Raw genomic sequence first — 25,954 nt, forward strand, 5'->3', positions numbered from 1 at the left:
CCGGCTTCACCTTGGTCACCTTTGTCGCCTTTTTCGCCTTTAGCGCCGGCTTCACCTTGGTCACCTTTGTCGCCTTTTTCGCCTTTAGCACCGGCTTCACCTTGGTCACCTTTGTCGCCTTTTTCGCCTTTAGCGCCGGCTTCACCTTGGTCACCTTTGTCGCCTTTTTCGCCTTTAGCACCGGCTACACCTTGGTCACCTTTGTCGCCTTTAGCGCCAGTAGCACCGTCTTTACCATCTTTACCGTTTTTACCGTCTTTAACGATGGTAGTAGTCACTGAGCCATCATCTAAATTAGTAATAGTAATAGTGTGAGTACCGTTTTCGTTATTATCTTCAACTCCAACAGCTAAGCCGCGAGCGCTATCACCTTTTTCGCCGGTATCGCCTTTAGGGCCAGCAGGACCAGCATCACCTTTTTCGCCTTTAGGGCCAGCAGGACCAGCATCACCTTTTTCGCCTTTAGCACCACCACCTACTACGCTCAGGGTGTATTCGTTAGTGCCGTTTGAAGTCATTTTCAGACCTTCACCAGCGATCAGTTTCAGGGTGTTATTGGCATTTGATTTAGGATCGTATCTGTATGTACCTGCAGCTGGTGAGCTACCGCTACCATCGTGGCCTTGGAATACAAATGGATTCAGATTTTCGATGCGGCTTGCTACGGCGAACAATTGAGAGCCGTTGATTGCATCGGTAGAAGTTTGAGAAATACGGCCTGCGGCAACGTTTTGGATTTGACGTTCTTTACCTGCAGAACCTACAGACAATACTGCGCCGTCATTTAAACCACTGGTTGCGCCTGCAAAACCACCGTAAGTGTAGCCGCGAACAGTACCGCTGCTAGTAGGTACGAAGTTGCTGGTTGTAGAACCGTTACCCAGAGCTACGCTGTTTTCGATAGTAGATTTAGCTTCAGTACCCAAAGCCAGAGTGTTTCTAGCTGTTGCTTGAGCATCGTTACCCAGAGCAGTTGCATATTCACCGCCATTGGCTTGAGCGCCACGGCCTAATGCAATCGCTTGCGTAGAAGCAGCGTTACTTTGTACACCCAATGCTACCGCGTATTGAGCACTTGCTTTAGCAGCAGGACCGAAGGCAGAAGCAGAAATGCCGTCAGCGACAGAACCGCGACCGATTGCTACGGCAGAACCTTTTTTAGCTTGAGCATCGCCACCCAATGCTACCGCACCGTTTGCCAGGGCTTGAGAACGTTGACCGATGGCAGTTGCTACGATACCGGTTGCTTGAGCATTAGTACCGATTGCCATAGCTGAACCGGCATTATTAGCACCCACAACACCATCACCATCAGCACCAGTAGAGGTACCATCAGCTTTTGCTTCAAAACCTACAGCAACGTCAGCAGCTTGGCTAGCAACTGCGTCATTACCATGAGCGACAGAGTTATTACCCAAAGCTTTTGCTGTAAAACCTGTTGCGAGAGATTGCTCGCCACTTGCTGTAGAACCAGCACCTGTTGCAATAGCTCGAGTACCGGTAGCAGTAGCACGCAAACCAACAGCAACCGCATTGGTAGCACTTGCAGTCGTATTTTTACCAACAGCTACAGCATTATTACCAGCTGCAGCAGACTCATAACCAACAGAAACTGCAGAAGAACCAGAAGCATTAGATGATTTACCTACGGCAATAGTAGCCTGACCAGATGCTTTTGATCCAGAACCAAAAGCAAGAGACTCGCCACCACTAGCATTTGCTTGCTTACCAATAGCTACGTCCATATCTTTGCCTGATGTTGCTTTTGTACCGATCGCAACAGAGTCAATAGACTGATTAGTTGCACCAAAACCAACTGCAACACCATTTTCTTGAATTGCTTTTGCATCTTTACCAATAGCTACTGATTTATCACCAGTACCAGTCGCACTAGAACCAATCGCAATTGCGTCATGAGAGACTACATTATTACCGTTGTTTCTGTAAGTATTTGCGCCAGTACCGATATTGATATTGCCAATACCTTGATTGGTACCAATGACATTCCCGGTATTATCTGATTTAATGGTAATCGTACTAGCAGATGTTTCCACACCTGCTTGAGCAGCACTAGAAGCCATCAAAGCACCTGCCGCTGCAACTGCAGCAGCTACGGCTTTACGCTTGTCAGAAGCGGATTTTTTGCCGTGTGCATGGCTGATCTCGGAAACCGCGGTCCATGTCTGGGTCGCGTGGTTCCAAATGACTTTAAAGACTTTATTCATATCGATTTTCCTGTAAGGGGTTTGATTTCTTTTGGGACGTGTTGCTCGGCTGTAAACTGCCTGTCCACACATTTGCCGCATTTCAGAGTTTCCCCTTTATGCGGTTTCATGCCGTAATCTCGTGTATGCAATTCCCGTGCCAAAAGTCTCTACTCGGCCGAATAGCAGCTAAAAGCCTGTTTTATGGGATTTTATGCTGATACATTTTGGGAAGCTTGTGAAGTTTGGGAAACGATGTGCCGTTTTTTGTCAGCTTGTTTCTTAACAAGTCACTTTTTGTCAACTTCCTTCAATGCATTCGGAATCCTTGTCCAAATTTTATATGCGTTTGGTTTCGCAAATCAACTCTTCCGATAAAGTGTTATTTTTTCGCTCTCAACGGTAATCCCCGTTAGATTTACTTGTTGCTTTATTTAAACGCTTTTTCTAGCTATTTGATTTTACGTTTTTATTCTTAAACAATAATGATTATTAAATAATATATGATTTAGATAGTTTCTATTGTAATAGATTTGAATATTGGATTTATTTAGGTAATTAATGAAATTTGTATTGAAAATTGGTTTGAAACGTGTAATGGCTTTGCATAGCCTGTTTTTAGACGGCCTTGACCTTTCCTAACATATAAATAGTGCGCAAATGACACGAATTTATGCGCTATTAAGCCGATAGATAACATTAAAAAGGCAAGTGTAAAACTTGCCTTTACGTTTGGGATTTGTTTGTGCTCTATTGTAGAAAACTGTGTTGTTTTTTCAGACGGCCTTACCAACGGAACGTTTGGGTCACGCCTGCGGAAGCGCCGTTGTTGCCGGCATAGCCGTAGCCACCGGTATGACTGGAGGCGCAGGCGGTGAGTGCGGCAAGGGCGAGGATGAGGAGGATGTGTTTCATGTTTCTTGCTCTGAGTGGGTTGGTTTTAACTTGGGCGGCATTGTGTTGCTGCATGAATCGGGCTGGCTGGAGCTTGGTTGCTTTGTCCTGATTTACAGTTAGGCCGCTAAATTGTTTGATGATTGAAGAAGGCCGTCTGAAAACGGGTTTCATGATATTGAAACTTTGTTTTCAGACGGCCTTTATTTTATATCAGCTTATTAGTGGCGGAAATGACGGATGCCGGTGACGACCATGGCGATGCCGTGTTCGTCCGCCGCGTCAAAGACTTCTTGGTCGCGCATGGAGCCTGCGGGATGGATGATGGCTTTGATGCCCTGCTCGGCAATGACATCTACGCCGTCACGGAATGGGAAGAAGGCATCGGAAGCGGCACATGCGCCGTTGAGGTCGAGATTGGCATCTTGCGCTTTGCGGGCGGCGATGCGGGTGCTGTCCACGCGGCTCATTTGGCCTGCGCCGATGCCGTAGGTTTGACCGCCTTTGCCGAAGACGATGGCGTTGGATTTGACGTATTTTGCGACGTTCCATACAAACATCAGGTCGTTCCATTCTTGCTCGGTCGGTTGGCGTTTGGAGACGACTTTCAAATCGGCGCGGCTGAGGCGGTGGATGTCGGGGGTTTGTACCAACAGTCCGCCGCCGACGCGTTTGAGTTCAAAGTGGTTGGCACCTGCTTCAAGCGGCACTTCCAATACGCGCACGTTTTTCTTGGCGGCGGCGATTTCGAGGGCTTCGGCGGTGAACTTCGGCGCCATGAGGACTTCCATAAATTGGTTGTCGGTAATTTGTTTGACGGTTTCGCCGTCAACTTCGCGGTTGAAGGCAATGATGCCGCCGAATGCGCTGGTGGTGTCGGTGGCGTAAGCGAGTTTGTATGCATCCAAGGTATTGGAGGCGATGGCTACGCCGCACGGATTGGCGTGTTTCACAATCACGCAGGCTGGCGCGTCAAAGGATTTGACGGCTTCCCATGCGGCATCGGCATCGGCGATGTTGTTGTAAGACAATTCTTTGCCTTGCAGCTGTTTGTAGGCGGAAAGGCTGCCCGCGGCTGGGTAAATATCGCGGTAGAACGCGGCGCGTTGGTGCGGATTTTCGCCGTAGCGCATATCTTGCACTTTAATCCAGCTTTGGTTGAACTGGCTCGGGAATTCGCCGATTTGGGGCTGGCCGCTCAAGACGTCGTCTGAAAGCGAGGTCAGGTAGTTGGAAATCATGCCGTCGTATTGGGCGGTATGGCTGAATGCTTTGCGTGAGAGGTTGAAACGGGTTTTGTCGCTCAATGCGCCGTTGTTGGCTTCGAGTTCGACGGCGATGGCCGGGAAATCGGCGGTATCGGTAACGATGGCGACGTGTTTCCAGTTTTTCGCGGCAGAACGCACCATGGTCGGGCCGCCGATGTCGATGTTTTCAATCGCGTCTTCCAGCGTGCAGTTTGGTTTGGCGATGGTGGCGGCGAAGGGGTAGAGGTTGACGCACACGAGGTCGATGTTGCCGATGCCGTGTTCTTCCATCTTGGCGACGTGTTCGTCCAAATCGCGACGGCCGAGGATACCGCCGTGGATTTTCGGATGCAGGGTTTTCACGCGGCCGTCGAGCATTTCGGGAAAGCCGGTATAGTCGGCAACTTCGATAACGGGAACGCCTGCATCAGCCAAGAGTTTTGCTGTACCGCCGGTAGAGAGAATTTCAACACCGAGCTTGGTCAGGGTTTGGGCAAATTCGACTGCGCCTGTCTTGTCGGATAGGCTGATCAGGGCGCGTTTGATGGAAGACATTTGGATTTCCTTTGTTGAAGGTTTAATCAGTATGGGATGAAATTTCAGGGCGGTATTATCCTCCAGTTTCGCATTTTTGGCAGTAGGTTTTTACAAATATTGTTAACAATTTTATTGCAAAAGGCCGTCTGAAACTTGGTTTCAGACGGCCTTTTGCTTTTACCTATTTAAATCCCATTTTCTTTTAAAAGTAGGGAAATAATGTGTTTCATAGAAATTTTCCCAAAATGTTTTATTGAAAATAATACTGCTTACTTGAGGCCGTCTGAAACCGTTTTCAGACGGCCTTTTTATGTTTGTTGCTCACACGCGTCAGCATACCGGCGACAAAAGTGGACGCAATAACGACGGTAATGCCCATCGCAGACATGGTACTTAAATGTTCGCCCAAAATTAACACCGCCATGATAACGCCGATGACCGGCTCAAGCGAGATCAGTAGGCCGGAGACGTTGGCAGGGACTGTGTTCATGCCTTTGTTCCACAACAGATAGGCAAGCCAACTGCAACCAATCCCCATATACAAAACCGACAGCGTACCGCCCCATGACCAATTGATTTGATAACTGTCTGCCAACACCAGCGAAAACGGCAGGCACAACACCGCCGCCACCGCCATGGAAACCGCGGTAAATGCAGGCGCACCAATACGGACAATCATCTGCTGGCTCGGACGTATCACGCCTGCAAAACCGAATCCTGCAAGTAAAATCAGCAAACAGCCGAACCAGTCAATCGTACCGCCCTCTTCCGCGCCGCCCATTACCATCATGCCCACGCCGGCAAACGCCACCGCGCAGCAAATCCAGTGGTAAAGTTTGGCTTTGTCGTTGAAGAAGAAATGACCGACAAAGACCACCAGCAAAGGCTCCAACCCCACCATGGTAACCGCGCTGGCGGCAGATGTATATTTCAAACCGATAAACTGGAGCATCAAAACGACAACGTAGTTGACAAAGGAAATCCACAACAACGGCTTCCATTCGCTCCGCGGAATCCTGCCCAAATGACGGCGGCACGACGGCAGCACCATCAATGCGGCAATCAACAATCGCGCCTCAACCATCAGCGTCGGATCGAGCATCTCGTAGGAATATTTGGCAGCGATAAACGAGCTGCCCCAGATTAACAGTGCGAGTATTTGGTAAAGCATGGTTCAACTCATGGTAAAAAAATTAATCGTTTCTTCTCTGGTCTTCAGACGGCCTGAAGCCTTTTCAAGCTGTTTTTATTTTGATTGTGTCAACAAATCCAAAAATATCCAACTAATGGATGAATGACCCGGCCGGCTCTTTCATGATAGGTAGGCAGCAATGCACCCTATTCCTCTCTATTACAACAAACCATGCTGCTGCAGCTTTTTACGCAGGGTATTGCGGTTTAACCCCAAAATGGCCGCCGCTTTAGATTGGTTGCCGCCGCATTGTTCCATCACGCAAATTAGCATCGGCTTTTCGACTTGGTGCAACACCATATCGTACACGCCGCAAGGTTCCGTACCATCCAAGTCTTTGAAGTATTGTCGTAAGTTTTGTTCAATACATTGCGCAATGTCAGTAGTCGTTTGATTCATCGTGATGTCTTTCTTTGAGTTTGTTTTTAAATAGATTTATTTTTAGATGATGAGGCCGTCTGAAACTCTTCAGCTTTCCCGATAGTGACACACCCAGCGGTCGGTTTTCTCTGAAAGCGTCTCAAGATAGGCGGCAAGGGTGTCGTATTGTGCTGCGGTGCTGTCCAAGCGGTTGATTTCCCGGCGTGTTTGTTCGCCTTCGGGCATTTCGTCGATGTACCAGCCGATGTGTTTTCGGGCGATGCGTACTCCGGCCACTTCGCCATAAAATTCATGCATGGCGCGGATGTGGTTCAAAATGGTGGTATTGCATTCTGCCAAGCTTAAGGCCGGAGGCAAAACGCCGTATTCGGCGTAATGTTTTAAATCACGGAAAAGCCACGGCCTGCCTTGTGCGCCGCGCCCTATCATGATGCCGTCGGCGGCGGTTTGCTTGAGGACGGCGGCGGCTTTTTGCGGCGAGGTAATATCGCCGTTGACCCAAACGGGAATGTTCAGACGGCCTTTGGTTTCGGCAATCAGTTCGTAACGCGCTTCGCCTTTGTACATCTGCGTACGGGTGCGGCCATGGATGGCAAGGGCTGCGATGCCTGATTCTTCGGCGATTTTGGCAATGGTCGGCAAGTTTTGATGTTCGTCATGCCAGCCTAGACGGGTTTTGAGGGTAACGGGTACGTCCACCGCGTTGACAACGGCTTCCAAGATTTCGGCAACCAAAGGCTCGTTTTGCATCAATGCGCTGCCTGCCTGCACATTGCAAACTTTTTTAGCCGGACAGCCCATATTGATGTCAATCACCTGTGCGCCCAAGCCGACGTTATACCGCGCGGCTTCCGCCATCTGCTGCGGATCGCTGCCGGCAATCTGCACGGCCACCACTCCGCCCTCGCCTTCAAAATCGCTGCGGCGCAAGGTTTTTTTGGTATGACGCAAGCTCGGATCGCTGGTCAGCATTTCGCATACTGTCCACCCCGCGCCAAACTCGCGGCAAATCCGGCGGAACGGTTTGTCCGTAATGCCTGCCATGGGGGCAAGTGCGATGGGGTTGTCAATGAAATAGCCGCCGATGTGCATGATGTGTGCGCCGAATTGAAAGGGCTGAAATTGTACAATTTTTAAGCAATTTTTCCAATCGTATTTACATGTTGCACAATGAAAAAGGCCGTCTGAAACTGAGTTTCAGACGGCCTTTTCAGCCAAAACATTTAAATAAACAACATAACAACCATCTGCACTGCTGCCTGAATCATGGCGATAATCGGCCAAATCAGTTTGGCCAGCAGGCCGGTAAACAACAGGATCAGGATAATCCATGTGCCGTATGGCTCGATTTTACGGAATTGCATGGACTGTTTGGCGTTAAGGAAGGTATCGATAAAAATACCGCCGTCCCAAGGCAAAATCGGAATCAGGCTGAATGCGACCCAAATCGAGTTCACCATCACGCCGTAACCGGCCATCTGCACCAACGGCGCTTGATAAGACTCAGGCACATACGCGGCAAGTACGACGACAAAACCCCAAAAGAACGCCAAAATCAGATTGGCAATCGGACCTGAAATCGACACCCAACGCCACGCACGGCGCGGATCGCGGAAATTGCGCGAATCGATGGGCATAGGACGCGCCCAGCCGAACAGAAAACTGCCAATCATCAGACACACCAGCGGCACGACAATCGTACCGACAGGATCGATGTGTGGCAGCGGATTGAGGGTCAAACGCCCGAACTGCTCGCCGGTATGGTCGCCCCAATACCGCGCCGTATAACCGCGTGCCACTTCGCGCACGGTAATGGCCAACAACACGGGCAATACTGCCAGCAAAAATACGCCTAAATCAAAATTTGCAAACATGGTTTTCCTTATCAAATATGCCGTCTGAAAACAAAAATATCCTTAAATATCCTTTCAGACGGCCTGAGGCTTTAATCTTCCTGTTTTTTGTCCGAACCGAAAAACTCTTTCAGCTCTCGCCAAGTAATGCCTTTACCTTGCGGATTAAATTTGAAGACTGGTTTGCCGTAATTGCTGTACACGTTGTCGCCGATAATATTGATGGCCTTATGCGTACCGTTAATTTGTATATACATGCGGGAAGCCAAAATACGGCCTTTGCGGTCAAGATAATAGTCGACAACAGGATTGTTACCGGATATACGCTGGAAGCTAAGTGGCTGGTTATCACTTATGCTGACAAACATACTGAAAAATTCCCGCGCATTTTTATAATCTTCTTCTGTTGACCCTGGTTGAGGCGTTTTCTGTAATTTCGACAATTCTTCATCAAAAGCCTTAGCCACTGCCTTCATTACGACAGAATCATACTCCGGTTTCATGACATGACGTACACGATAGCGTGCATGCTTTGCCTTACCAAAGGCATCCATTTCTTTAAATACATATGCATTGGCAGGCATAGCCTTATTGGCACTCAAAAAAGCACGTACTCCCGCCTCTGCAATATGATCAAAAGGCATACGTTTCGAATCACCGATTTCTTTCAAACTCAATTTTAAAGGTTCTTTGATTAAACGTTTACCGATTTTCTCATCGGTGTACACACTAATAATGGCAGCAACACTGGCAGGCGGATCCATATAAATTTCCCATTTTTCCGCATCCAGTTTCATAGGAAGTTTGATACTAAGTTTTTCATTGTGGTTGTTGATGGCCAATTCAGGAATCATCTCAAACTGACGCGTTGATAGGTCAACAGCTACCTCATAATTCAGATGAACCCCTTCCATGTAACTGGATATGGCAGGATATTTATCCAGATAATCAACGGCAACTTGTGCGATATTGCCGTCCGGCAAGGCATCAAGCATTGCATTGCGGAACTCAGCCTCTTCTCGTTCAGAAAACTCCTGCTTCAAAGCAGCGTCGTCTTCTTGAGCAACCTCCATAGAGGCTGCCGCCTCCCCCTCTTTGGCTTTGGCATCCTCTGCTTTCGCTTCGGTTTTCTTTTCCACCTTTTCATCTGCCAATACAGCTTCAGCCAATGGGCTGATATATACTTGAGAGCTGCCTGTGATGTTAAAGCTGTGGTCTTCTTTTAAAATACGGTCATTGGAAATCGACATGACCTCGTGCGCGGTTTTGTGATCCAAATTACTGCACGCGCTCAAACCAAATGCCGCAGCAATGGCCAAACCAATTATCTTCTTCATTCTGCCCAACCTTTTTGACGAAATGATTTTATTAGCACAATTTAACACAAGGAACTGATTCCATAAAGGCTTTCAAACAGCATGATTCATTGCTTCTCGCTATCATGCCCAATTCGAGCACCCTATCTATTTTAAGCCTAAAGGCCGTCTGAAACTTCAAATCCAGTTTCAGACGGCCTTTGATTTCCTATTTAAAATGCCTCAGCTGTTTTACAGGCTGTAATACATTTCAAATTCCAGAGGATGAGGCGCCATGCGGATGCGGCGGACATCTTCCTCTTTGAAGGCGATGTAGCTATCGATCCAGTCTTTGCTGAATACGCCGCCGCGCAGGAGGAATTCGTGGTCGGCTTTGAGGGCGGCCAGTGCTTCTTCCAAAGAAGCGCAAACGGTAGGCACCAATGCATCTTCTTCCGGAGGCAGGTCGTACAGGTTTTTATCGGCAGGGTCGCCCGGATGGATTTTGTTTTGAATACCGTCCAAACCGGCCATCAACAAAGCGGCAAACGCCAAGTATGGGTTGGCGGTCGGATCAGGGAAACGCGCTTCGATGCGGCGTGCCTTGCTACTGTTCACGGACGGAATACGGATGGAAGCGGAACGGTTTTTGGCGGAATATGCCAGTTTGGTCGGTGCTTCAAAGTGCGGCACGAGGCGTTTGTAGGAGTTGGTGGACGGATTAGTAATCGCGTTCAGGGCTTTGGCGTGTTTGATGATGCCGCCGATGTAATAAAGGGCGGTATCGGACAAACCGGCATAGCCGTCGCCTGAGAACAGGTTTTGACCGTCTTTCCAAATGGATTGGTGAACGTGCATACCGCTGCCGTTGTCGCCCATGATGGGTTTAGGCATGAAGGTGGCGGTTTTGCCGAAGTTGTGGGCAACGTTTTGAATCACATATTTCATGTCTTGGGTTTGGTCGGCGCGTTTAACCAAAGTAGCAAAACGGGTGCCGATTTCCATTTGGCTGCCGGTACCGACTTCGGCGTGATGCACTTCCACTTCGATGCCGAGTTCTTCCAAAACGTTCACCATGGCAGAACGCAGGTCTTGGCCGCAGTCAATCGGCGCAACAGGTGCGTAACCGCCTTTGACGGTCGGGCGGTGGCCGGTATTTTGACCGTCCATGTGCAGGCCGCTTGACCATGCGCCGCTTTCGGAAGTGATTTCGTAACGGGTTTTGTGCATATCGGTTTCAAATTCTACGCCGTCAAAAACGAAGAATTCAGGCTCAGGGCCGAAATAGGCAGTGTCACCGATACCGGAAGATTTCAAATAGGCTTCGGCGCGGCGTGCGATAGAGCGAGGGTCGCGGTCATAGCCTTGGCCGTCGGCCGGATCGATAACGTCGCAGGTAAAGACAACGGTGGTATCGTCGTAGAAAGGATCAACAAAGGCTGTAGACGCATCGGGACGCAACTGCATATCGGAAGCCTGAATACCTTTCCAACCGCCGATGGACGAACCGTCAAACGCTTGACCGTTTTCGAACCATTCTTCGGGATCGTCGAGGACGATGCGGGCGGGGATAGTAAAGTGGTGCTGCTTGCCTTTGGTATCGGTAAAGCGCAAATCTACGAAGCGGGCTTCGCTTTCTTCAATCAGTTTTACAGCGTCTTTGATGGACATCTTCAGCTCCTGAGGGAATAGGTTTAAGTTGTTATTCTACCACGGTAAGGCCGTCTGAAATACATCAGGGCACCCGTTTTTACGCAATGAAATATAGTTTCAGACGGCAAGATTGTCAACAATATGCTTCAGTTTGTCTGTTCAAAAGCGGAATGCCCGCCCTTTTGTCCGAATGCCGACAAAACAGATGCCGTCTGAAAGCAGTTCAGACGGCATCTGTTGTTTGGTTTGAAAACGGTCAGCGGGGATCGTGGTTGCAGACAAATTTGTACACACTCTCTCCACCCGTACCGGGAATAACATAACTCCATTCGGCATAGGATGGTGTATAAGAACCGATAGGGTTTTCCGATTCGGAATACCACGTTACTGTCAAAGCCCTAAAACGTTTACCACTGCAATCCATTTCTTCCAACGCTTTAGCTGTATTATAAAATTTTCCATTGCTAATCATCTTTTTCGGCTTGGCGTACCTTGTTTCAAACCATGCACTATTGTCCGTACGGCTGTCTGCATCACCAAATATGGTAGTATTGTTACTGTTAATACCTAGCAACACCCAATCTTCCGCCACCGCCGGCGTTGCCAACCCTAATGCAAATACTGCCAAGCACAACATCTTTTTCATGTCCGTCCCTTTCGTCCTTATCAACAAAATAAAGTTAAATTGTAAAAAAATAAAGTTAAATTGTAAAAAAATGACTTTTTTTCAAGAAACAAACATTCCATCATGCTACCTGACAACCGTTTCAGACGACATCGTTTCCATCTGTACGCCACCGTTATAAAATAGCCGTCCCGTCTTTTGGAACACGACCATGACTACCCTCCCCCGTTACGCCGTTTTCGGCAATCCCGTTGCACACAGTAAATCGCCGCAAATCCATCAACAGTTTGCGCTGCAGGAAGGCGCGGCTATCGAATATGGGCGCATTTGTGCCGAAATCGGTGGTTTTGCCGAGGCTGTTGCGGCGTTTCGTGCTGAGGGCGGGCAAGGTGCGAATGTAACCGTTCCGTTCAAGCAGGAAGCTTTTGCGCTGGCGGACGAACATTCCGACCGCGCCTTGGCTGCCGGCGCGGTCAATACGCTGGTGTGGTTGGAAGACGGCAGAATACGCGGCGACAATACCGACGGTATCGGTTTGGCCAACGACATCACGCAGGTTAAAAACATTGCCATTGAAGGCAAAACCATTTTGCTTTTGGGTGCAGGCGGCGCGGTGCGCGGCGTGATTCCGGTTTTGAAAGAACACCGCCCTGCCCGTATCGTCATTGCCAACCGTACCCATGCCAAAGCCGAGGAATTGGCGCGGCTTTTCGGCATTGAAGCCGTCCCGATGGCGGATTTGAACGGCGGTTTTGATATCATCATCAACGGCACGTCCGGCGGCTTGAGCGGTCAGCTTCCTGCCGTCAGCCCTGAAATTTTCCGCAACTGCCGCCTTGCCTACGATATGGTTTACGGCGACGCGGCGCAGACATTTTTGAACTTTGCCCAAAGCAACGACGCGGCCGAAGTTTCAGACGGCCTGGGCATGCTGGTCGGTCAGGCTGCCGCCTCCTACCATATTTGGCGCGGATTTACACCCGATATCCGCCCTGTTATCGAATACATGAAAGCCCTGTAACCATGTTCCGCATCATTAAATGGCTGATTGCCCTGCCCATCGGCATCTTCATTTTCTTCAACGCTTATGTGTACGGCAACATCATTACCTACCGCGCCGTCGCACCTAGCAAAACCGCCTTCATGTCCATGCGCATGAGCCAGTTTGCAAAAGAAGGCCGCGATGTCGAGCTGGACTACCGCTGGGTGCCTTACGACCAAATCTCCGTCAACCTCAAAAAAGCCCTGATTGCTTCCGAAGATGCCAACTTTGCCGAACACAGCGGCTTTGACTGGAACGGCATCAAATACGCTATGAAACGCAATAAGCAAAGCGGCGAAGTCAAAGCCGGCGGTTCGACCATCAGCCAGCAACTGGCGAAAAACCTGTTTCTCAACGAAAGCCGCAGCTACATCCGCAAAGGTGAAGAAGCGGCGATTACCGCGATGATGGAAGCCGTTACCGACAAAGACCGCATTTTTGAGCTGTATCTGAACTCAATCGAATGGCACTACGGCGTATTCGGCGCGGAAGCGGCGTCCCAGTATTTCTACAAGAAACCTGCCTCCGCCCTCACACGCCAACAAGCCGCCAAGCTCACAGCACGCGTTCCGGCTCCTCTGTTTTACGCAGACCACCCTAAGAGCAAACGGATGCACAACAAAACCAATATCATCCTGCGCCGCATGGGTTCGGCAGAATTGCCCGAAAGTGATATGGATTAATTAAAAAGGCCGTCTGAATATTTCAGACGGCCTTATATATTGCACTTATATATTGCACTCCGTTAAGGGAGTGTAAATTACAAAACAAACCCCTTGACAAGTTCCGATTAACCGAATTTTCAAGGGGTCTGAAATGTCAACATTTGCCTACTACACAATTACACCGCAACCTGAAAAAAATCCCGTTGCCTACATCTTCCGCCTGTTTTCCGAGACCTGCGGAACCATCGATTGCTTGGAAACCAGAGCTTTTCCTATCCGCAATCCCAACAATCCCCAAATCACTTATGGCGAAGCCGATTTATACGGTCAATTAAGCGTATCCGCACTGATGGCGGAGGTGCAATCATGAATCGTTCAGCTTCAGCAAGCGCGGAACGCGCTCTTCCTTGTCTAAATAGTAACAACTGCATTGAGGCAGAAAACCTTAATAAAAACAATGCAAAGCAAATTCCGATTGGTTACGAAAAATACCTGCCGAACACAGCAAAACCCGAATTCAACGAATTTTCCACCTCACACAAGAAATCCGCCGCCGCCCTTGAGATGAATGTACGCCAGTTCATCGAAGTTTTCGGAATTGAAAAGGTTGGATTCCTTACCCTTACATTTGCCGACGACGTATAAGACGTCAAAGAGGCAAGCCGCCGCTTTCACAGCCTGCGCACAAACTTTCTTAAAAAACATTTCGAACATTATGTCTGCGTATACGAGCGCATGAAAAGCGGTCGTATTCATTTCCATCTGATTGTGAACACACGCGAAGACATTCGCCGCGGCCTGAATTTTAAGCAAATTCAAGCCCGAAACTACACATCAGCAAACAAAGCACTCCGTCAGCTTTGGCAAATTCTTCGTGAAAACATGGATAAATACGGTTTCGGCCGTTCCGAACTTTTGCCGGTAAAGACCAACAGCAAAGGCTTGGCAAGATATGTGGCCAAATACATTTCAAAACACATTAACAGCAGACTTCCTGAAGACAAAGGCTATCGCCTGATTCGTACAACCATCGACAAAAAAAGTCTGTGGAAGATTGCAAACAGCAATTTTTCGTTTGTAAGTGCTGGTTCGCGCCTATGGCGCGAGAAGCTCCAGAAATGGATTATCTGCATTGAGCCATATTTAAAACAGTATGCAAAACATGAATTTAACAGAGAACTCAAAGCCATTACAGAAGAAAACTACAACCGTATTTTATCCAGCTTAATTAGCCCGAAATGGGCGTTTTATAACCGAGAAACCATCATCAATATGCCCTAAGTTGGCAGAAAGGAAACATCATGTCTCAAGAAACCGAACGCAAACAAGGTATTTTCGTCATTGCCGCATTTGACCGGATGTTCGCACGAGAACGCAAAAACCAAGACGGCACATTCAGCAAGACCCACTATGTCGGTTTGATTATCCGTTCAGATACAGAAACCCGCCTTTGCGAAGTTCGCACAAAACATCCAGAAAAGTACGAGCATTACAAACCGCAGCAAATCGTCTCAATGCAAGTGTTTCCTCGTGCATTTAAAGACAACATCTACTATTCGGACGAAGCATAAACCAGTTTCAGGGGTTCGGCGGTGTTCCCTGAATTGACCCCGAAACACCGCCACAACCATTTTTTTAACTCCATAAAGGAAAATATCATGAGTATTAAAACCAAATTTCAAAAAGCAGCCGCTTTTGTAACCGTTGCAGCATTGCCAGTATTAGCATTCGCAGAAGATAACGGCATGGTCGAAGCCGCTAAAACAGAATTGGGCTCATTGAAATCGGGCATTATTGCCGTCGGCGCGGTTGCCGTTGCTTTGGCCGTTGCCGCCGTTTCCATTAGTGTTATCAAATCCGCAGTGAAACGCTCTGCATAAGGTGCAACATGGGTTATCAGGTCGGCAGAATCTGTCATGAAACGGCAGAGCAGGCAACAAACGAAGTGATGACTCAAGTCGTACCGACCATAGACAAAGACGGGGTGTTGCATCACCCCGTTTTTAACGGACAGACTTGGACTTATAACGAACAGACCGTAAAACTTCAATTTCCGCAGTGCGACAGCATGAAATATTACCGTCTCGGCGAACAAATCGGCACACAGATGATGTATGCCATGATTGCCGTCTTTGCCGTTGTCGTTATTGTGAAACTGGTTTTATGGCAGAGAGAAAGAAATGAAGAATGACACCCGAATCAGCATTTTTATTGGGTATGGTAAAGCCCCTAACATTAGCCGTCTTTTTGTATGTCTTGGCTCGCTCTTGGTCGTAGAGCAGGCATGGGCAGAAGTAGGATTACCGCCGCCGGGACAACATCAAAACGCAGGCTTTCCGAGTGACCAAGCCTTGCAACGTCGTGGCTACGATCCAAAAACAGGCGTTTGGAAGGTTGACGTACAAAACAACGGCAAACCGACCGTAAACAAAGACGGTGGAACATACAACGGAAGTCAAAACAAGACTGTAACCGTTACGGGAAAGTACGGCGAAACTGGCAAAATGTATACAACTGTTAATCAAAGAGTTGGTACAAGCGCAATTCAGAAAACTGCTACGGGTGTATGGTTTGGCTCATCAATTGCAAATGCTTTAAGTAAAAATGGATCATATGTAGCAACTCAGTTAAGAGCTGGAAATTATAAGTCAGCATTTGAAGGTTCGGTACTTGCTTTAGGAGATTTCGGAAATAATCTATTTGGTGGATTGCCTGAATCAATTGTGAATTTAGGGCGATCTTTAGGGTTAGTAAATAATCCATCACAGCAACAATATAGAGATGCAGCAGAAAGATTTTATGCAGCACAACGCCAAGCAGAAGCCGAAGGAAACTACCAAAAAGCAGTAGCACAAGCAGCAGCTGGAAAAGCAGCAGAAGCAGCACAAAAAGCGCAACAACAAGACCAACAAAAGAAAGAAGAACAGAAGAAAGACGAAGAAGCAAAAAAGAATCGAATGATTAAATATCAATTGATAGTAAATATAAATGGCAGTTATCAAAATTATGTTTTCTATTCTAAATTTGGAATTAATTTAAATGGTTCAAAAAGTAATTCTTTGGACGTCTTTTCTGATAATCTAGGCCGTTTTTCTTCTCATGTTGATATTGACATTCCTAATTCATCACCATCAAGGATTACTGTTAGCACTCCATCAGATAAACGTGTCTATGTTTATTACAATACATATAAAGAAGGTACAGTTCCAGAATCAGAAAAAGAGAAGATTGCACAAAATCAAAGCCAAGTAAAACCTGAAGATTTCATGCTGACACAAAAAGAAATGTTAGACATTCTCAAGCGTATGCTTGAAAACAATCAGACAAACCATGCCGAGTTGATGAACCAACTGGCAAAAATGGGCGTTATGAATCAATCTGCCGAGCCAAGCACATTTAGCCCTGATACCGCACTTAGTGCGCCATATACCCCTGAAGGTAGTAGCACCCCTCAACAAACAAGATTCAAAATGAATCAAGATGGCACTGTAGGCGTTGATTATGTTCCGCGTCCAGATTTAAAGCCAAACAGTCCAGAAGCACCGAATAAGCCCGAAAAGACAACACCGAGCAGACAGGAGAGTCCAGACACGCCAAACGCACCAAATAGCCCGAATTCGCCAAATACACCGAATCAGCCGAACAATCCGACAGGGCAGCAAAATCAAAACGAAGAGAATCAGAAACAAGATTTTTGTAAGCAGAACCCGAATACTGCTCAATGTATTTTGGGAGGAAAGTCGGAAGATATTAAACTACCTGAACAGACCATAGACCTGAATTTCAAGCCTTTGGACGTGTTCCAGTCTGACGGGAAGTGTCCCGCTCCCCGCTCCGTAGATTTCGGTGCATTGGGACAGGTAGAGTTCAGCTATGACCCGTTGTGCGACTTGGCGCGCAAGCTGCGCCCCATCTTCATCGCAATATGCGTGCTGACATGTGCCTATTTTGTCTATGAATCCGTAAAGGAATTGTGAAATGAACTGGGCATCATTGATAACAGGCGTCCTCATGTCCGTAGCAGGGCGCATACTGACCGCCGTAGGTTTGAGTTTTATTTCAGTAACAGGACTGAATGCTTTGCAGGATTATTTCATTAACGAAATAAGCCGTAGTATCGGCGGTTTCCCCGACGAAGCCTTGCAAATACTGTATATAGCGGGATTCGGTGTCATTCTGAATTGGATATTTGGTGCGTTCAGCTTCGTAATATCCCTAAAAGGCTTTAAAAAACTGTCTACCATCATTCAGTCGAAATAGGAAGAAAACATGTTATATCTGTTAACAGGCGTACCGGGTTCGGGCAAAACCCTGAAAGTCGTTTCCATGCTTGCCAAGCAAAAAGACTTTATGAATCGTCCGCTTTATGTAGACGGCATTCTTGACCTGAAAATACCACATGAAGAAATACCAGAAGGAGAAAGCATTCAGACATGGCCGAAGTGGGCACCGCCGGGCGCGATTATCGTTGTTGACGAATGCCAACGCATATTCCGCCCACGTCCTAGCGGTTCGAAAGTACCTGACTACGTCGCCGAACTTGAAACACATAGACACCGTGGTCTTGATTTCCTCTTGATAACTCAACATCCCCGTCTGATAGACGTCCATTTGCGCGGACTGATAGAACACCACACCCATTTCGGCAAGACTAATTTAGGACTGCGCCGTAAGCTCGAATGGACGACAGGCGGCGCAAAAGACCCTGAAAGCAGGGCAAACATCAGGGAAGCCCTAATCAGCGTGTATAGGCTTGATAAAAGCGTGTATGGGCTGTACAAGTCCGCTGAAGAACACACCAAAATCAGAACCAAGCGCAGCAAGGTTCTTTATCTGATACCCATCGCAATAGCCTTGCTTGGTGGAGGTTTGTATTATTTCTCATCCTTTTGGAAAAATATGGAAAAACCAATAATAGAGGGACAAACGGCACAGGCACACATTGCCGCGTCAGCGGCAAGCCCCGAAGCGCAGGCGGCAGCCGCTCCCGCGGCGGACGACGGCGCAGCGGGGCAGTACGCAGCAGCAAAGGTGCAAACGCCGTCCGAACCGCCCAAGCCTCATTTGACAGAAGAAGACTATCAGCCCCGTATCGCAGAACGCCCCGAAACCGCCCCTATATACGACGGCATGAACAAAGCCGTAAAAGTCATGCCTTGGCCGTCCGCGTGCGTAAAAAGCGATAATGGCTGTAATTGCTATACAGACCAAGGGTCTAAAATTTCAGAAATTAGCAAAAAAACCTGTTTAAGCTATATTAAAGATGGCTTGCCCTTCAACCCTTATAAAACTAAACAAAACGAAGCATTAACGGCTGATTCAAATTCATCAGTATCAGAAAAACCGCAAGTCTTGACAATGGGTGGAAAGAGTCCGCAGAATTTAATGTATGACGGATACGAAGATAAAGCCCTAAGTAATGAGGGCGGAAAAATAAATTAGGGAAACGATGAACGCATTAGAATTTGTTATTTCGTGTTTGGTTGTTTATGCAATAATTCACATCCATAGAAAGCATGGCACGGCTTATTTCAAAATGTTGATTAAGGAATTTGGCATTTTTATTTTCGGTCTTGCTATTATTTTTCTTGTATTATGCGCAGCAGGGGTCTTAATGTTCGCAGTCCAATCGCACACCTAACCACAAGTCAGGGGGAGGACGTCCAGAAAGATTTGTAAAGACAGCTTTATCGTCTTTATAAATCTTTTTGGATACCCCTTGACGCTAGCCAACCCTAAAACGCTAGGGCAAAGGGGTGGGGTGGTTTTTTTACCCCACCCCCTGCCACGTGGCGAACGTCGCCGAAGGCAAAAACATTTAAAGCCCCAAGCCCTGAACGTGAAACCAGCATTTTCAGGGCTTGGCGTTTGACGAAACACCAAGCAAAGCCCGTGACTTCGTAAGTACGGCACAGCCACAAGGCTGTAACAAAGATTGAAGCACGGGTCTTCTAATAACCTGAATTTGAACACTATCTAGGGCAAAAAGCCCGTATTCATAAGGCAAAACCCCATGTACTTAGGCATAGACGTATCGAAATTAACAATAGATTGCTGTCTGATTTCAGACGGCCTTTTTTTTGAGCGTAAGTTCAAAAACAGCCAGGCCGGATTTCAAGACCTGAAAGACTGGCTAAAAGAAAACGGCGCAACAGAAAGGCTTCATTGCTGCTGCGAAGCAACAGGGAAATACTACGAAGCAGCAGCTGAATATTTGAGCAAATACTACCGAATGAGTGTAGAGAACCCACGTAAAATAAAAGGTTTCGGGACAGCCGTTTTACAAAGAACCAAAACAGACCGTCAAGACGCAAAAACTATAGCCCAATACTGCAAAGCACTAGAACCCCGACCGTGGCAGAAACCCACCGAAGCACAAACCAAACTGCGAGAACTGACACGATACCAACACCGTCTGAAACGCCAAAAAGCAGCCGAACAAACCAAACTCCAAACCGCCCCCGCCTACCTGCTCCCACTGATACAGTCCACCATTACCCATCTTCAACAGCAAATCAAAGCCGTTCAAAACCAACTGAACCAGTTTCACAAAGACAATCCCGACTACAAAATCCAAAAAGAGCGCCTGAAAACCATCACAGGCATAGGCGAAGCAGCGGCCAATAGCCTTTTATCAGTTCTGACCCAAACGGACCGGTTCAAGACCGCAGCGCAATTTGTAGCCTACCTAGGCTTAGACCCCAAGGAAAACCAGTCAGGAACAAGCCTAAAAGGCAGACCGCGTATTTCTAAGCTGGGCAATACCCATTTGCGAACAACCTTGTTTATTCCGGCTATGCACGCATACCGAAGCAGCACCTTTGCCAAGTATGTAAGCCGACTACAAAAGAACGGCAAAAGGCCGAAAGTGATAATTGTCGCACTCATGCGGAAACTGGCGGTAATAGCGTTCACACTTTTGAAGAACGGCCAAGATTTTCAAGTGGAAAGATATAAATGAAAAATTAAACCTGGTTTTCGCCGGCGATTTTTAATTTACTAAATAAAAAAATAAAACGCAAAACCATTTAATATCAAACAAAACACCCTGAACAAATCAGGGTGCGTATTATTGCAACTTTAAGAAATGTAAAGTTTATTGACTGTGAAATACACTATCTTTGTTTTTAGGCTTTCTCTTCCGGCTCAGGTACGTCAAACACTTGGCGCAGGTAAGCGAGGAAGGTGTTGTTGGTGGTCATGGTTTTGCCCGGGGAGTCGGAGAGCTTGGCGACGGATTGGCCGTTACACTCGACGAGCTTCAAGACAATGTTCAAAGGCGTGTGTCCCAAATCGTTGGTCAGGTTGGTACCGATACCGAAACTGGTTTTGAAACGGTCTTTGAAGTATTGGTGCAACGCCCATGAACGCTCAATATCGAGGCCGTCTGAAAAGGTCAGCATTTTGGTGCGGCTGTCGATTTTGAGTTTTTTGTAATGCTCGTAGGCTTTGTCGCCCCAAACATAAGGATCGCCGCTGTCGTGGCGCAGGCCGTCGAAGAGTTTGGCAAAGTACAGGTCGAAGTCGCGCAAGAAGGCATCCATGCCGACTACGTCGGTCAGGGCGATACCGAGGTCGCCGCGGTATTCGTGCACCCAACTTTCCAGCGCGGCTTTTTGGAAATTGCGCAAACGTACGTCCAAGGCTTGGAAGGCTTGGAGGAACTCGTGCGCCATGGTGCCGATGGGTGTGATGCCGATTTTTTTGGCCAGATAAACGTTGCTGGTACCGCGCACGATATCGGGAGCAGCTTCCAGCAAGGTGCGGATAACGTGTTCCTGCCATGCGAGGGTGTAGCGGCGGCGCGTGCCGAAATCGGAAATAAGGAACGGCGGATCATTTGGATTTTGTGTAGCTGCAATTTCTTTCAGCTGTTGCGCTTTGGCCTGCAAACGGCGCTCGCCTTCTTCGATGACGGCAGGCGTTTCCAAGCTGCGGAAATAGAGTTCGTTGACGATGGCAAGAATGAAAATCTCGAAGAACATCGCCTGTATCATCGGGCCTTCGATGCGGATGTTCAGACGGCCTTGGTCATCAGGGCTGACTTGGACGAAGCGGCGTTGGAGTTGGAAAAGTTCGAGATAATCGACAAAATCGCTTTTGATAAAACGCAGGCTGCGCAGATAGGCAAGTTCGTCATGGGTAAAGCGCAGCTGGCACAGGGAGTCGAGTTCGCGTTCCAAGTCTTCTTGAATATCGGCCAGCGGATACACCATCTCTTTGTTTCGACAGCGGAATTCGTAGAGGCTGTGGGTTTGCGGGAATTGGTGCAACACGACTTGCAGCATGGTGAATTTGTACAGGTCGGTATCAAGCAGGGATTGGATAATGGGCTGATAAGCAGACATAAGTTTTCTCTGAGTAAACGTAGGCTTGATGAGGATATCGATTTTAATAGGAAAGGCCGTCTGAAAGAAATCTTATTCAGACGGCCTTTACCTTATTTAATCCAGCTGCGCTACGGAAACCGGCAAAGAGCGGATGGTAGACAACATCGTGCTGGCATCTTTTTGCTGTTTGCGGAACGCGGCCATATTGGTCGGGGTCAATTTCGGCGTCGGCAAGGCGACGGTAGTCGGGTTGACCGGCTGGCCGTTGACACGTGCTTCGTAGTGCAGGTGCGGACCGGTCGAACGGCCGCTTGTACCCACAAAACCAATCACTTCGCCGGCGCGGACTCTGCCGTCGGCAGGGCTGAATGCGCTCATGTGGCCGTACAGGGTCTCCACACCGTTGGCATGGCGAATCATCACGGTATTGCCGTAACCGCCTTTCCAACCTTTGAAAATCACTTCGCCGTCGGCAGCGGCCTTAATCGGCGTACCGGTCGGCGCGGCATAGTCGATACCGGTGTGCATACGGACGGTATGCAGAACCGGGTGGACACGGTAGCCGAACGGAGAAGAAATGCGCGTGTATGCAACAGGCTCGGTATTAAAGCCTTCTTTTTGTTGCAGGGACTTACCGTTTTGGTCGTAGTAGCTACCGCTTTCTTCGTCGCCTTTGCCTTGGCTGTAATAATAGGCTTGATAAGTTTTGCCGTCTTTAACCACTTCAGCTGCCAAAATATCGCCGACCGCCATTTGCTGGCCGCGGAAATACATGCTGTTGTACAAAAGACGCACGGTATCGCCTTCGCCCAAGTCACTCATATTGAACGAATCGGCAAAGATTTCTTTGAGCTGGATATACACTTCGGAAGGAATTTCGGCACGGAGCATATCGCCGATGGCGGATGTGCGGATTTGCACGGAGCGCAGGGTCGGCATGGTTTTCATGTCAATTTCGGCATTGGAAATGCGCCATTTGCCTTTGACTTTTTCCAAAGCCACCAAGTTGCGTTCCAATTCTTCATCGGTAAAGAATTGAACGTCGGTCACTTGGCCTGAAGAGTCGATGCGGATGTTGACGGATTGGTTGGTCCGCAGGTTTTTCATGTCGAGGTTGGCATTGTTTTTCGCCATGATTTGCTTGATGTCTTCTTGGTTGACACCCATGCGCGTCAAAACGTCTGCCAAAGAGTCGCCGGCTTGGACGGCTTCTTGCGCCCAATAGCTGGATTGATAGGTATTGGTTTCCACATAAACGGCAGGCAGCTCTTCGGAAATACGCTCGACTTTGAAATCGGTCTGTGCAGGTTGAGGGTAGGTAATGGCGTATGCGGTCATGATGCCTGAAGCCGGCAGCAGAAACGCTAAGAGGGTTGCTTTAAATCGAGTGGAATATTTGTTTTTAATCACGCGTTATCCTTAATGGGGCGGTCTGTTTTTTGAGGTTTGCAGAATGCCGGCACATCCGGTCTGCCGCGACCGCCTGCTGGTTTAAACAGTTTTGGGGATAAAGGACTTTGAGTCTTTTTTCCGATCTGAAAATCAGGTTTTCATTCGGAATAAATGAGGTCGTGTTTGAGATTGACGTTATTATCAGGGCTATTGTGTTGATTTACACCCTGTTTTTCTGAAATTTACGCCACGCATTCTAGCATGACAGCCCGTTTTTTCCAAACCGACCGTCTGAACGGCTCTTTTTCAGGGCGTGAGGGCAAGGTTCCGAAACGCATCATTTGTCGCGTAAAATAACGGTTTTCCTATCTATTTGCGCTTATGAAGCTGACCCTCGCCCTCCCCTCGCTCAACCGCTTTGCCGACGAATCCGTGCCTGCGCTTGCCTTACCTGCTTTTAACCATCTTTTGCGTTACGGCATATTACGCAAAGAAACACTCAAGCCGTCTGAATTTTACGGACGCCATTTGTGGAGCGGCAGCCTTATTGCCCAAGTGCAACGTTTACGCCACACAAACCAAAAACGCGCGGCCGCTTTTGCCTCTCCGGTTTGGCAACAAATGGGCATGCACCATGTCAACATTATCAGCGGCGAGTTTATCGGCATCCCAAAAGAGGAGGCTCAGCGGTTATGTGCGGATTTGTCGGCGTTTTATCAAGATAAAGATTGGCAATTCGAGCCGCTTTGCGAAAGTATGTGGCTGCTCAGTATGTCGAAGATTGAAGATTGGGGCGCGGAATGTGTTTTGGATGTGTGCGGGCAGCCGGAAATGGACGGTCAGGCACATGGCGAAGATGCGGTGTCTTGGTTGGCCATGCAGACGGAAATCCAAATGTTTCTCCACACGCATCCGATTAACCAAGCGCGTGAACAACAAGGCTTTCCGGAAATCAACGGTTTATGGCTGTGGAATGACGCGGACGGTACACAGTCTGCGGATATTGTCGCTTCAGACAGCGCATGGGCGCGTTTTTCAGATACGCCCAAAATCAATGCACCATACGATTTGAAGGCTTGGTTTGAGATGGTTCAAGAAACAGGCAGCACAGTTTCAGACGGCCTTATCTTTTTGGACGACTTGGTTTCCACCTTGCAGACAGGCGATGTTTGGGCATACAAAGATATTTTGGAAAGCTGGGAAACCCGTTGGTTTGCGCCTTTATGGGACGCACTCGCTTCAGGCCGTCTGAAAACCGTGTGCATTGCCACAGACGGCGAAAACGGCGGCACGCTGGAAATCGGCCGCCGTTCCAAATGGGCATTTTGGCGCAAAGCTAAACCGTTTAACGGATCGTGGTAAGCGGTTTTAAGCCTCCAACGCCTCCAATTTGGCAGAAATTTTATCCCACACATCCTGCAACGGAATCGCTCTCAACAGACGTGTCGGATCGTTAGTGTCGATACTGTCAGGATGCGGTAATTCGGCATAATCGCCGGCATAAATGACTTCGGCCTGCTCGGAATACGGACGCCATTTATCCACCCATGACGCGCCAAACAAAGCAATTTGCGGTTTATCCAAAGCAGCAGCGATGTGCATCGGTGCAGAATCGACACCGACAAACAGTTTGGCTCCCTCAATGGCCGCCGCCAATTCACGCAGGCTCAAGCATCCGGACAACACATATACTTTTCTGCCTTCCGGAATATTCAGACGGCCTATAATTTCCTGAAGCATGTATTGTTCGACAGTGTCGGGAGAAGCAGTCAACACGACATTCTGCCCGCTGTTGAGCAGAAGCTGTACGATGGCGGCATTCTTGCCGTCTTCCCAACATTTGAAATGCCAACGCGCACCCGGGTGCAACAACACATAATCTTCGCCGCTCCAACCCTGCTCACGCAATTTCTGCCGCATGCTTTCCCTTGCATCTTGCGCCACCCAAAGGCGTACTTTCGCATCGGCCACGTCTTCCGGCTGGATAAGCGGCGCAAGGATATTCAATTGGTTCTCAACGATATGATGGCTGGTATCAAGCTCATGGTTGATAAAATCATGACAGAAACGCCACCAGAATCCGTCACGCTTGATGCAGTCCAAACCCACGCTGCAACGGGCGCACAGTTTGGCGATTACCGCCGCGCGCCATTGATCGGACAGGTTGAAAGCCCAGTCATAATCACGCGCCTTCAGCTTTGAAAAAAGGTTTTTCTCACATGCCAACTGCTTGAATACGCCCAGCTTCTTCCAATTTCGATCAATGGTAAAAATCTGCGTAATCTGCGGATTATCGGCAATCAGCTGCTCCGTACCGGCGTATACCAGCATATCGATTTCGCAATCGGGGAAACGGGTTTTCAGCGCATCGACCACCGGCGTGCTCAAAAGCACATCGCCATGATGGCGCAATTTGATGATCAGAATACGTTTGGGTTGGGCTAAAGACATACAAAACTTTCAGACGGCCTGTTGATTGGCTGCTATTGTAAAGCGGAAAACAGGTTTCATAAAATACAAAACAGGCCGTCTGAAACCTATCCTGCTGATTCATCGCTATAAAATCCGCACAAGCCATGCAATTTATATTACAATCCGCACCCCGTGGTTCGAAAACCTCCCACATTAAAAAACTAAGGAAACC

Annotated in this window: 24 protein-coding genes, 1 pseudogene and 1 riboswitch; of the genes and pseudogenes, 12 read left to right on the top strand and 13 right to left on the bottom strand. The window is 48.2% G+C overall.

From position 1 onward, the window contains the following. From ACTHSW_RS00005 to ACTHSW_RS00050, 10 genes are all read right to left on the bottom strand, one after another. A partial coding sequence (locus ACTHSW_RS00005; RefSeq protein ID WP_440373721.1) for an ESPR-type extended signal peptide-containing protein occupies nucleotides 1–2,225 on the bottom strand: 2,225 nt, incomplete at its 3' end. Between the two features lie 765 nt (nucleotides 2,226–2,990). Then, a complete protein-coding gene (locus ACTHSW_RS00010; RefSeq protein WP_083315937.1) occupies nucleotides 2,991–3,272 on the bottom strand; it encodes a hypothetical protein in 282 nt (93 codons plus the stop codon). 47 nt (nucleotides 3,273–3,319) lie between these two features. Next, the gene (purH, locus tag ACTHSW_RS00015) at nucleotides 3,320–4,900 is read right to left on the bottom strand and encodes a bifunctional phosphoribosylaminoimidazolecarboxamide formyltransferase/IMP cyclohydrolase (protein WP_070712166.1); all 1,581 of its coding nucleotides are present in this window, start codon (nucleotides 4,898–4,900) and stop codon (nucleotides 3,320–3,322) included. 277 nt (nucleotides 4,901–5,177) lie between these two features. Then, nucleotides 5,178–6,053 (bottom strand): DMT family transporter, encoded by an 876-nt coding sequence (locus ACTHSW_RS00020; protein ID WP_440373722.1) that lies wholly within the window; start codon nucleotides 6,051–6,053, stop codon nucleotides 5,178–5,180. A gap of 180 nt (nucleotides 6,054–6,233) precedes the next feature. Then, a complete protein-coding gene (locus tag ACTHSW_RS00025; protein ID WP_070459344.1) occupies nucleotides 6,234–6,473 on the bottom strand; it encodes a Fis family transcriptional regulator in 240 nt (79 codons plus the stop codon). A gap of 69 nt (nucleotides 6,474–6,542) precedes the next feature. Next, nucleotides 6,543–7,547 carry a tRNA dihydrouridine synthase DusB gene (dusB, locus tag ACTHSW_RS00030; RefSeq protein ID WP_440373723.1) on the bottom strand — a complete coding sequence of 335 codons (1,005 nt, stop codon included), beginning with the start codon at nucleotides 7,545–7,547 and terminating at the stop codon, nucleotides 6,543–6,545. Nucleotides 7,548–7,678: 131 nt separating this feature from the next. Next, complete coding sequence (locus tag ACTHSW_RS00035) at nucleotides 7,679–8,329, bottom strand: site-2 protease family protein (protein ID WP_371509514.1); 651 nt, start codon at nucleotides 8,327–8,329, stop codon at nucleotides 7,679–7,681. 71 nt (nucleotides 8,330–8,400) lie between these two features. Beyond that, nucleotides 8,401–9,645 (bottom strand): hypothetical protein, encoded by a 1,245-nt coding sequence (locus tag ACTHSW_RS00040; protein WP_440373724.1) that lies wholly within the window; start codon nucleotides 9,643–9,645, stop codon nucleotides 8,401–8,403. A 210-nt stretch (nucleotides 9,646–9,855) separates the two neighbouring features. After that, a complete protein-coding gene (gene glnA / locus ACTHSW_RS00045) occupies nucleotides 9,856–11,274 on the bottom strand; it encodes a type I glutamate--ammonia ligase (protein ID WP_049328869.1) in 1,419 nt (472 codons plus the stop codon). Between the two features lie 238 nt (nucleotides 11,275–11,512). Continuing rightward, complete coding sequence (locus ACTHSW_RS00050) at nucleotides 11,513–11,902, bottom strand: surface-adhesin E family protein (protein WP_440373725.1); 390 nt, start codon at nucleotides 11,900–11,902, stop codon at nucleotides 11,513–11,515. 190 nt (nucleotides 11,903–12,092) lie between these two features. Here ACTHSW_RS00050 and aroE point away from each other — a divergent pair, with 190 nt between their 5' ends. The 11 genes and pseudogenes from aroE (at nucleotide 12,093) to ACTHSW_RS00105 (ending at nucleotide 20,549) form a co-directional block, all read left to right on the top strand. Next, entirely contained in the window at nucleotides 12,093–12,902 is an 810-nt protein-coding gene (aroE, locus tag ACTHSW_RS00055; protein ID WP_440373726.1) for a shikimate dehydrogenase, read from the top strand. A 2-nt stretch (nucleotides 12,903–12,904) separates the two neighbouring features. Then, nucleotides 12,905–13,606, top strand: coding sequence for a monofunctional biosynthetic peptidoglycan transglycosylase (gene mtgA / locus ACTHSW_RS00060; RefSeq protein ID WP_003684244.1), 702 nt, complete (start codon nucleotides 12,905–12,907; stop codon nucleotides 13,604–13,606). Between the two features lie 133 nt (nucleotides 13,607–13,739). Next, entirely contained in the window at nucleotides 13,740–13,958 is a 219-nt protein-coding gene (locus tag ACTHSW_RS00065; protein ID WP_070459355.1) for a hypothetical protein, read from the top strand. Next, nucleotides 13,955–14,869, top strand: a pseudogene (locus ACTHSW_RS00070) (rolling circle replication-associated protein). Before ACTHSW_RS00065 ends, ACTHSW_RS00070 begins: the two are co-directional and overlap by 4 nt. Before the next feature lie 20 nt (nucleotides 14,870–14,889). Further along, nucleotides 14,890–15,159, top strand: a complete 270-nt coding sequence (locus ACTHSW_RS00075; RefSeq protein WP_070459358.1) for a hypothetical protein — start codon at nucleotides 14,890–14,892, stop codon at nucleotides 15,157–15,159. Nucleotides 15,160–15,246: 87 nt separating this feature from the next. Then, a complete protein-coding gene (locus ACTHSW_RS00080) occupies nucleotides 15,247–15,468 on the top strand; it encodes a hypothetical protein (RefSeq protein WP_070459361.1) in 222 nt (73 codons plus the stop codon). An 8-nt stretch (nucleotides 15,469–15,476) separates the two neighbouring features. Further along, nucleotides 15,477–15,779, top strand: coding sequence for a hypothetical protein (locus tag ACTHSW_RS00085; RefSeq protein ID WP_070459364.1), 303 nt, complete (start codon nucleotides 15,477–15,479; stop codon nucleotides 15,777–15,779). Beyond that, the gene (locus ACTHSW_RS00090; RefSeq protein WP_070459367.1) at nucleotides 15,769–17,565 is read left to right on the top strand and encodes a virulence factor TspB C-terminal domain-related protein; all 1,797 of its coding nucleotides are present in this window, start codon (nucleotides 15,769–15,771) and stop codon (nucleotides 17,563–17,565) included. Before ACTHSW_RS00085 ends, ACTHSW_RS00090 begins: the two co-directional genes overlap by 11 nt. 1 nt (nucleotide 17,566) lies before the next feature. Beyond that, nucleotides 17,567–17,848 carry a DUF2523 family protein gene (locus tag ACTHSW_RS00095; RefSeq protein ID WP_070459371.1) on the top strand — a complete coding sequence of 94 codons (282 nt, stop codon included), beginning with the start codon at nucleotides 17,567–17,569 and terminating at the stop codon, nucleotides 17,846–17,848. A gap of 9 nt (nucleotides 17,849–17,857) precedes the next feature. Then, nucleotides 17,858–19,030 carry a zonular occludens toxin domain-containing protein gene (locus ACTHSW_RS00100; RefSeq protein WP_070459374.1) on the top strand — a complete coding sequence of 391 codons (1,173 nt, stop codon included), beginning with the start codon at nucleotides 17,858–17,860 and terminating at the stop codon, nucleotides 19,028–19,030. A 571-nt stretch (nucleotides 19,031–19,601) separates the two neighbouring features. Then, entirely contained in the window at nucleotides 19,602–20,549 is a 948-nt protein-coding gene (locus tag ACTHSW_RS00105) for an IS110 family transposase (protein ID WP_070459379.1), read from the top strand. A 166-nt stretch (nucleotides 20,550–20,715) separates the two neighbouring features. On the opposite strand, the gene pncB is transcribed toward ACTHSW_RS00105, so the two are convergent. Together pncB and ACTHSW_RS00115 are read right to left on the bottom strand one after the other, a co-directional pair. After that, a complete protein-coding gene (gene pncB / locus ACTHSW_RS00110; RefSeq protein WP_070459382.1) occupies nucleotides 20,716–21,936 on the bottom strand; it encodes a nicotinate phosphoribosyltransferase in 1,221 nt (406 codons plus the stop codon). A gap of 96 nt (nucleotides 21,937–22,032) precedes the next feature. Next, nucleotides 22,033–23,328 (bottom strand): M23 family metallopeptidase, encoded by a 1,296-nt coding sequence (locus ACTHSW_RS00115; protein WP_070459385.1) that lies wholly within the window; start codon nucleotides 23,326–23,328, stop codon nucleotides 22,033–22,035. Between the two features lie 363 nt (nucleotides 23,329–23,691). Here ACTHSW_RS00115 and ACTHSW_RS00120 point away from each other — a divergent pair, with 363 nt between their 5' ends. Beyond that, nucleotides 23,692–24,672, top strand: a complete 981-nt coding sequence (locus ACTHSW_RS00120; protein ID WP_070459388.1) for a hypothetical protein — start codon at nucleotides 23,692–23,694, stop codon at nucleotides 24,670–24,672. A gap of 6 nt (nucleotides 24,673–24,678) precedes the next feature. Here ACTHSW_RS00120 and rfaQ read toward each other — a convergent pair whose 3' ends face one another. Then, on the bottom strand, nucleotides 24,679–25,761 hold the full coding sequence (gene rfaQ, locus ACTHSW_RS00125; protein WP_070459391.1) for a putative lipopolysaccharide heptosyltransferase III: 1,083 nt from the start codon (nucleotides 25,759–25,761) through the stop codon (nucleotides 24,679–24,681). A gap of 147 nt (nucleotides 25,762–25,908) precedes the next feature. Next, a riboswitch (PreQ1 riboswitch) is annotated at nucleotides 25,909–25,953 on the top strand. Nucleotide 25,954: the final 1 nt, after the last annotated feature.

Origin of the sequence: Neisseria sp. P0008.S004, assembly GCF_051962755.1 — a bacterium.
In the GTDB taxonomy this organism is placed as follows: domain Bacteria; phylum Pseudomonadota; class Gammaproteobacteria; order Burkholderiales; family Neisseriaceae; genus Neisseria; species Neisseria subflava_A.

Coding starts and splice junctions, on each gene's coding strand:
- mtgA (WP_003684244.1), top strand. CDS start 12,905: ATGTTCCGCATCATTAAATGGCTGATTGCCCTGCCCATCGGCATCTTC.
- rfaQ (WP_070459391.1), bottom strand. CDS start 25,761: ATGTCTTTAGCCCAACCCAAACGTATTCTGATCATCAAATTGCGCCAT.
- ACTHSW_RS00090 (WP_070459367.1), top strand. CDS start 15,769: ATGAAGAATGACACCCGAATCAGCATTTTTATTGGGTATGGTAAAGCC.
- ACTHSW_RS00075 (WP_070459358.1), top strand. CDS start 14,890: ATGTCTCAAGAAACCGAACGCAAACAAGGTATTTTCGTCATTGCCGCA.
- dusB (WP_440373723.1), bottom strand. CDS start 7,547: ATGCACATCGGCGGCTATTTCATTGACAACCCCATCGCACTTGCCCCC.
- glnA (WP_049328869.1), bottom strand. CDS start 11,274: ATGTCCATCAAAGACGCTGTAAAACTGATTGAAGAAAGCGAAGCCCGC.
- ACTHSW_RS00105 (WP_070459379.1), top strand. CDS start 19,602: ATGTACTTAGGCATAGACGTATCGAAATTAACAATAGATTGCTGTCTG.
- ACTHSW_RS00085 (WP_070459364.1), top strand. CDS start 15,477: ATGGGTTATCAGGTCGGCAGAATCTGTCATGAAACGGCAGAGCAGGCA.
- aroE (WP_440373726.1), top strand. CDS start 12,093: ATGACTACCCTCCCCCGTTACGCCGTTTTCGGCAATCCCGTTGCACAC.
- ACTHSW_RS00080 (WP_070459361.1), top strand. CDS start 15,247: ATGAGTATTAAAACCAAATTTCAAAAAGCAGCCGCTTTTGTAACCGTT.
- pncB (WP_070459382.1), bottom strand. CDS start 21,936: ATGTCTGCTTATCAGCCCATTATCCAATCCCTGCTTGATACCGACCTG.
- ACTHSW_RS00100 (WP_070459374.1), top strand. CDS start 17,858: ATGTTATATCTGTTAACAGGCGTACCGGGTTCGGGCAAAACCCTGAAA.
- ACTHSW_RS00020 (WP_440373722.1), bottom strand. CDS start 6,053: ATGCTTTACCAAATACTCGCACTGTTAATCTGGGGCAGCTCGTTTATC.
- ACTHSW_RS00010 (WP_083315937.1), bottom strand. CDS start 3,272: ATGAAACCCGTTTTCAGACGGCCTTCTTCAATCATCAAACAATTTAGC.
- ACTHSW_RS00040 (WP_440373724.1), bottom strand. CDS start 9,645: ATGAAGAAGATAATTGGTTTGGCCATTGCTGCGGCATTTGGTTTGAGC.
- ACTHSW_RS00065 (WP_070459355.1), top strand. CDS start 13,740: ATGTCAACATTTGCCTACTACACAATTACACCGCAACCTGAAAAAAAT.
- purH (WP_070712166.1), bottom strand. CDS start 4,900: ATGTCTTCCATCAAACGCGCCCTGATCAGCCTATCCGACAAGACAGGC.
- ACTHSW_RS00120 (WP_070459388.1), top strand. CDS start 23,692: ATGAAGCTGACCCTCGCCCTCCCCTCGCTCAACCGCTTTGCCGACGAA.
- ACTHSW_RS00025 (WP_070459344.1), bottom strand. CDS start 6,473: ATGAATCAAACGACTACTGACATTGCGCAATGTATTGAACAAAACTTA.
- ACTHSW_RS00095 (WP_070459371.1), top strand. CDS start 17,567: ATGAACTGGGCATCATTGATAACAGGCGTCCTCATGTCCGTAGCAGGG.
- ACTHSW_RS00035 (WP_371509514.1), bottom strand. CDS start 8,329: ATGTTTGCAAATTTTGATTTAGGCGTATTTTTGCTGGCAGTATTGCCC.
- ACTHSW_RS00050 (WP_440373725.1), bottom strand. CDS start 11,902: ATGAAAAAGATGTTGTGCTTGGCAGTATTTGCATTAGGGTTGGCAACG.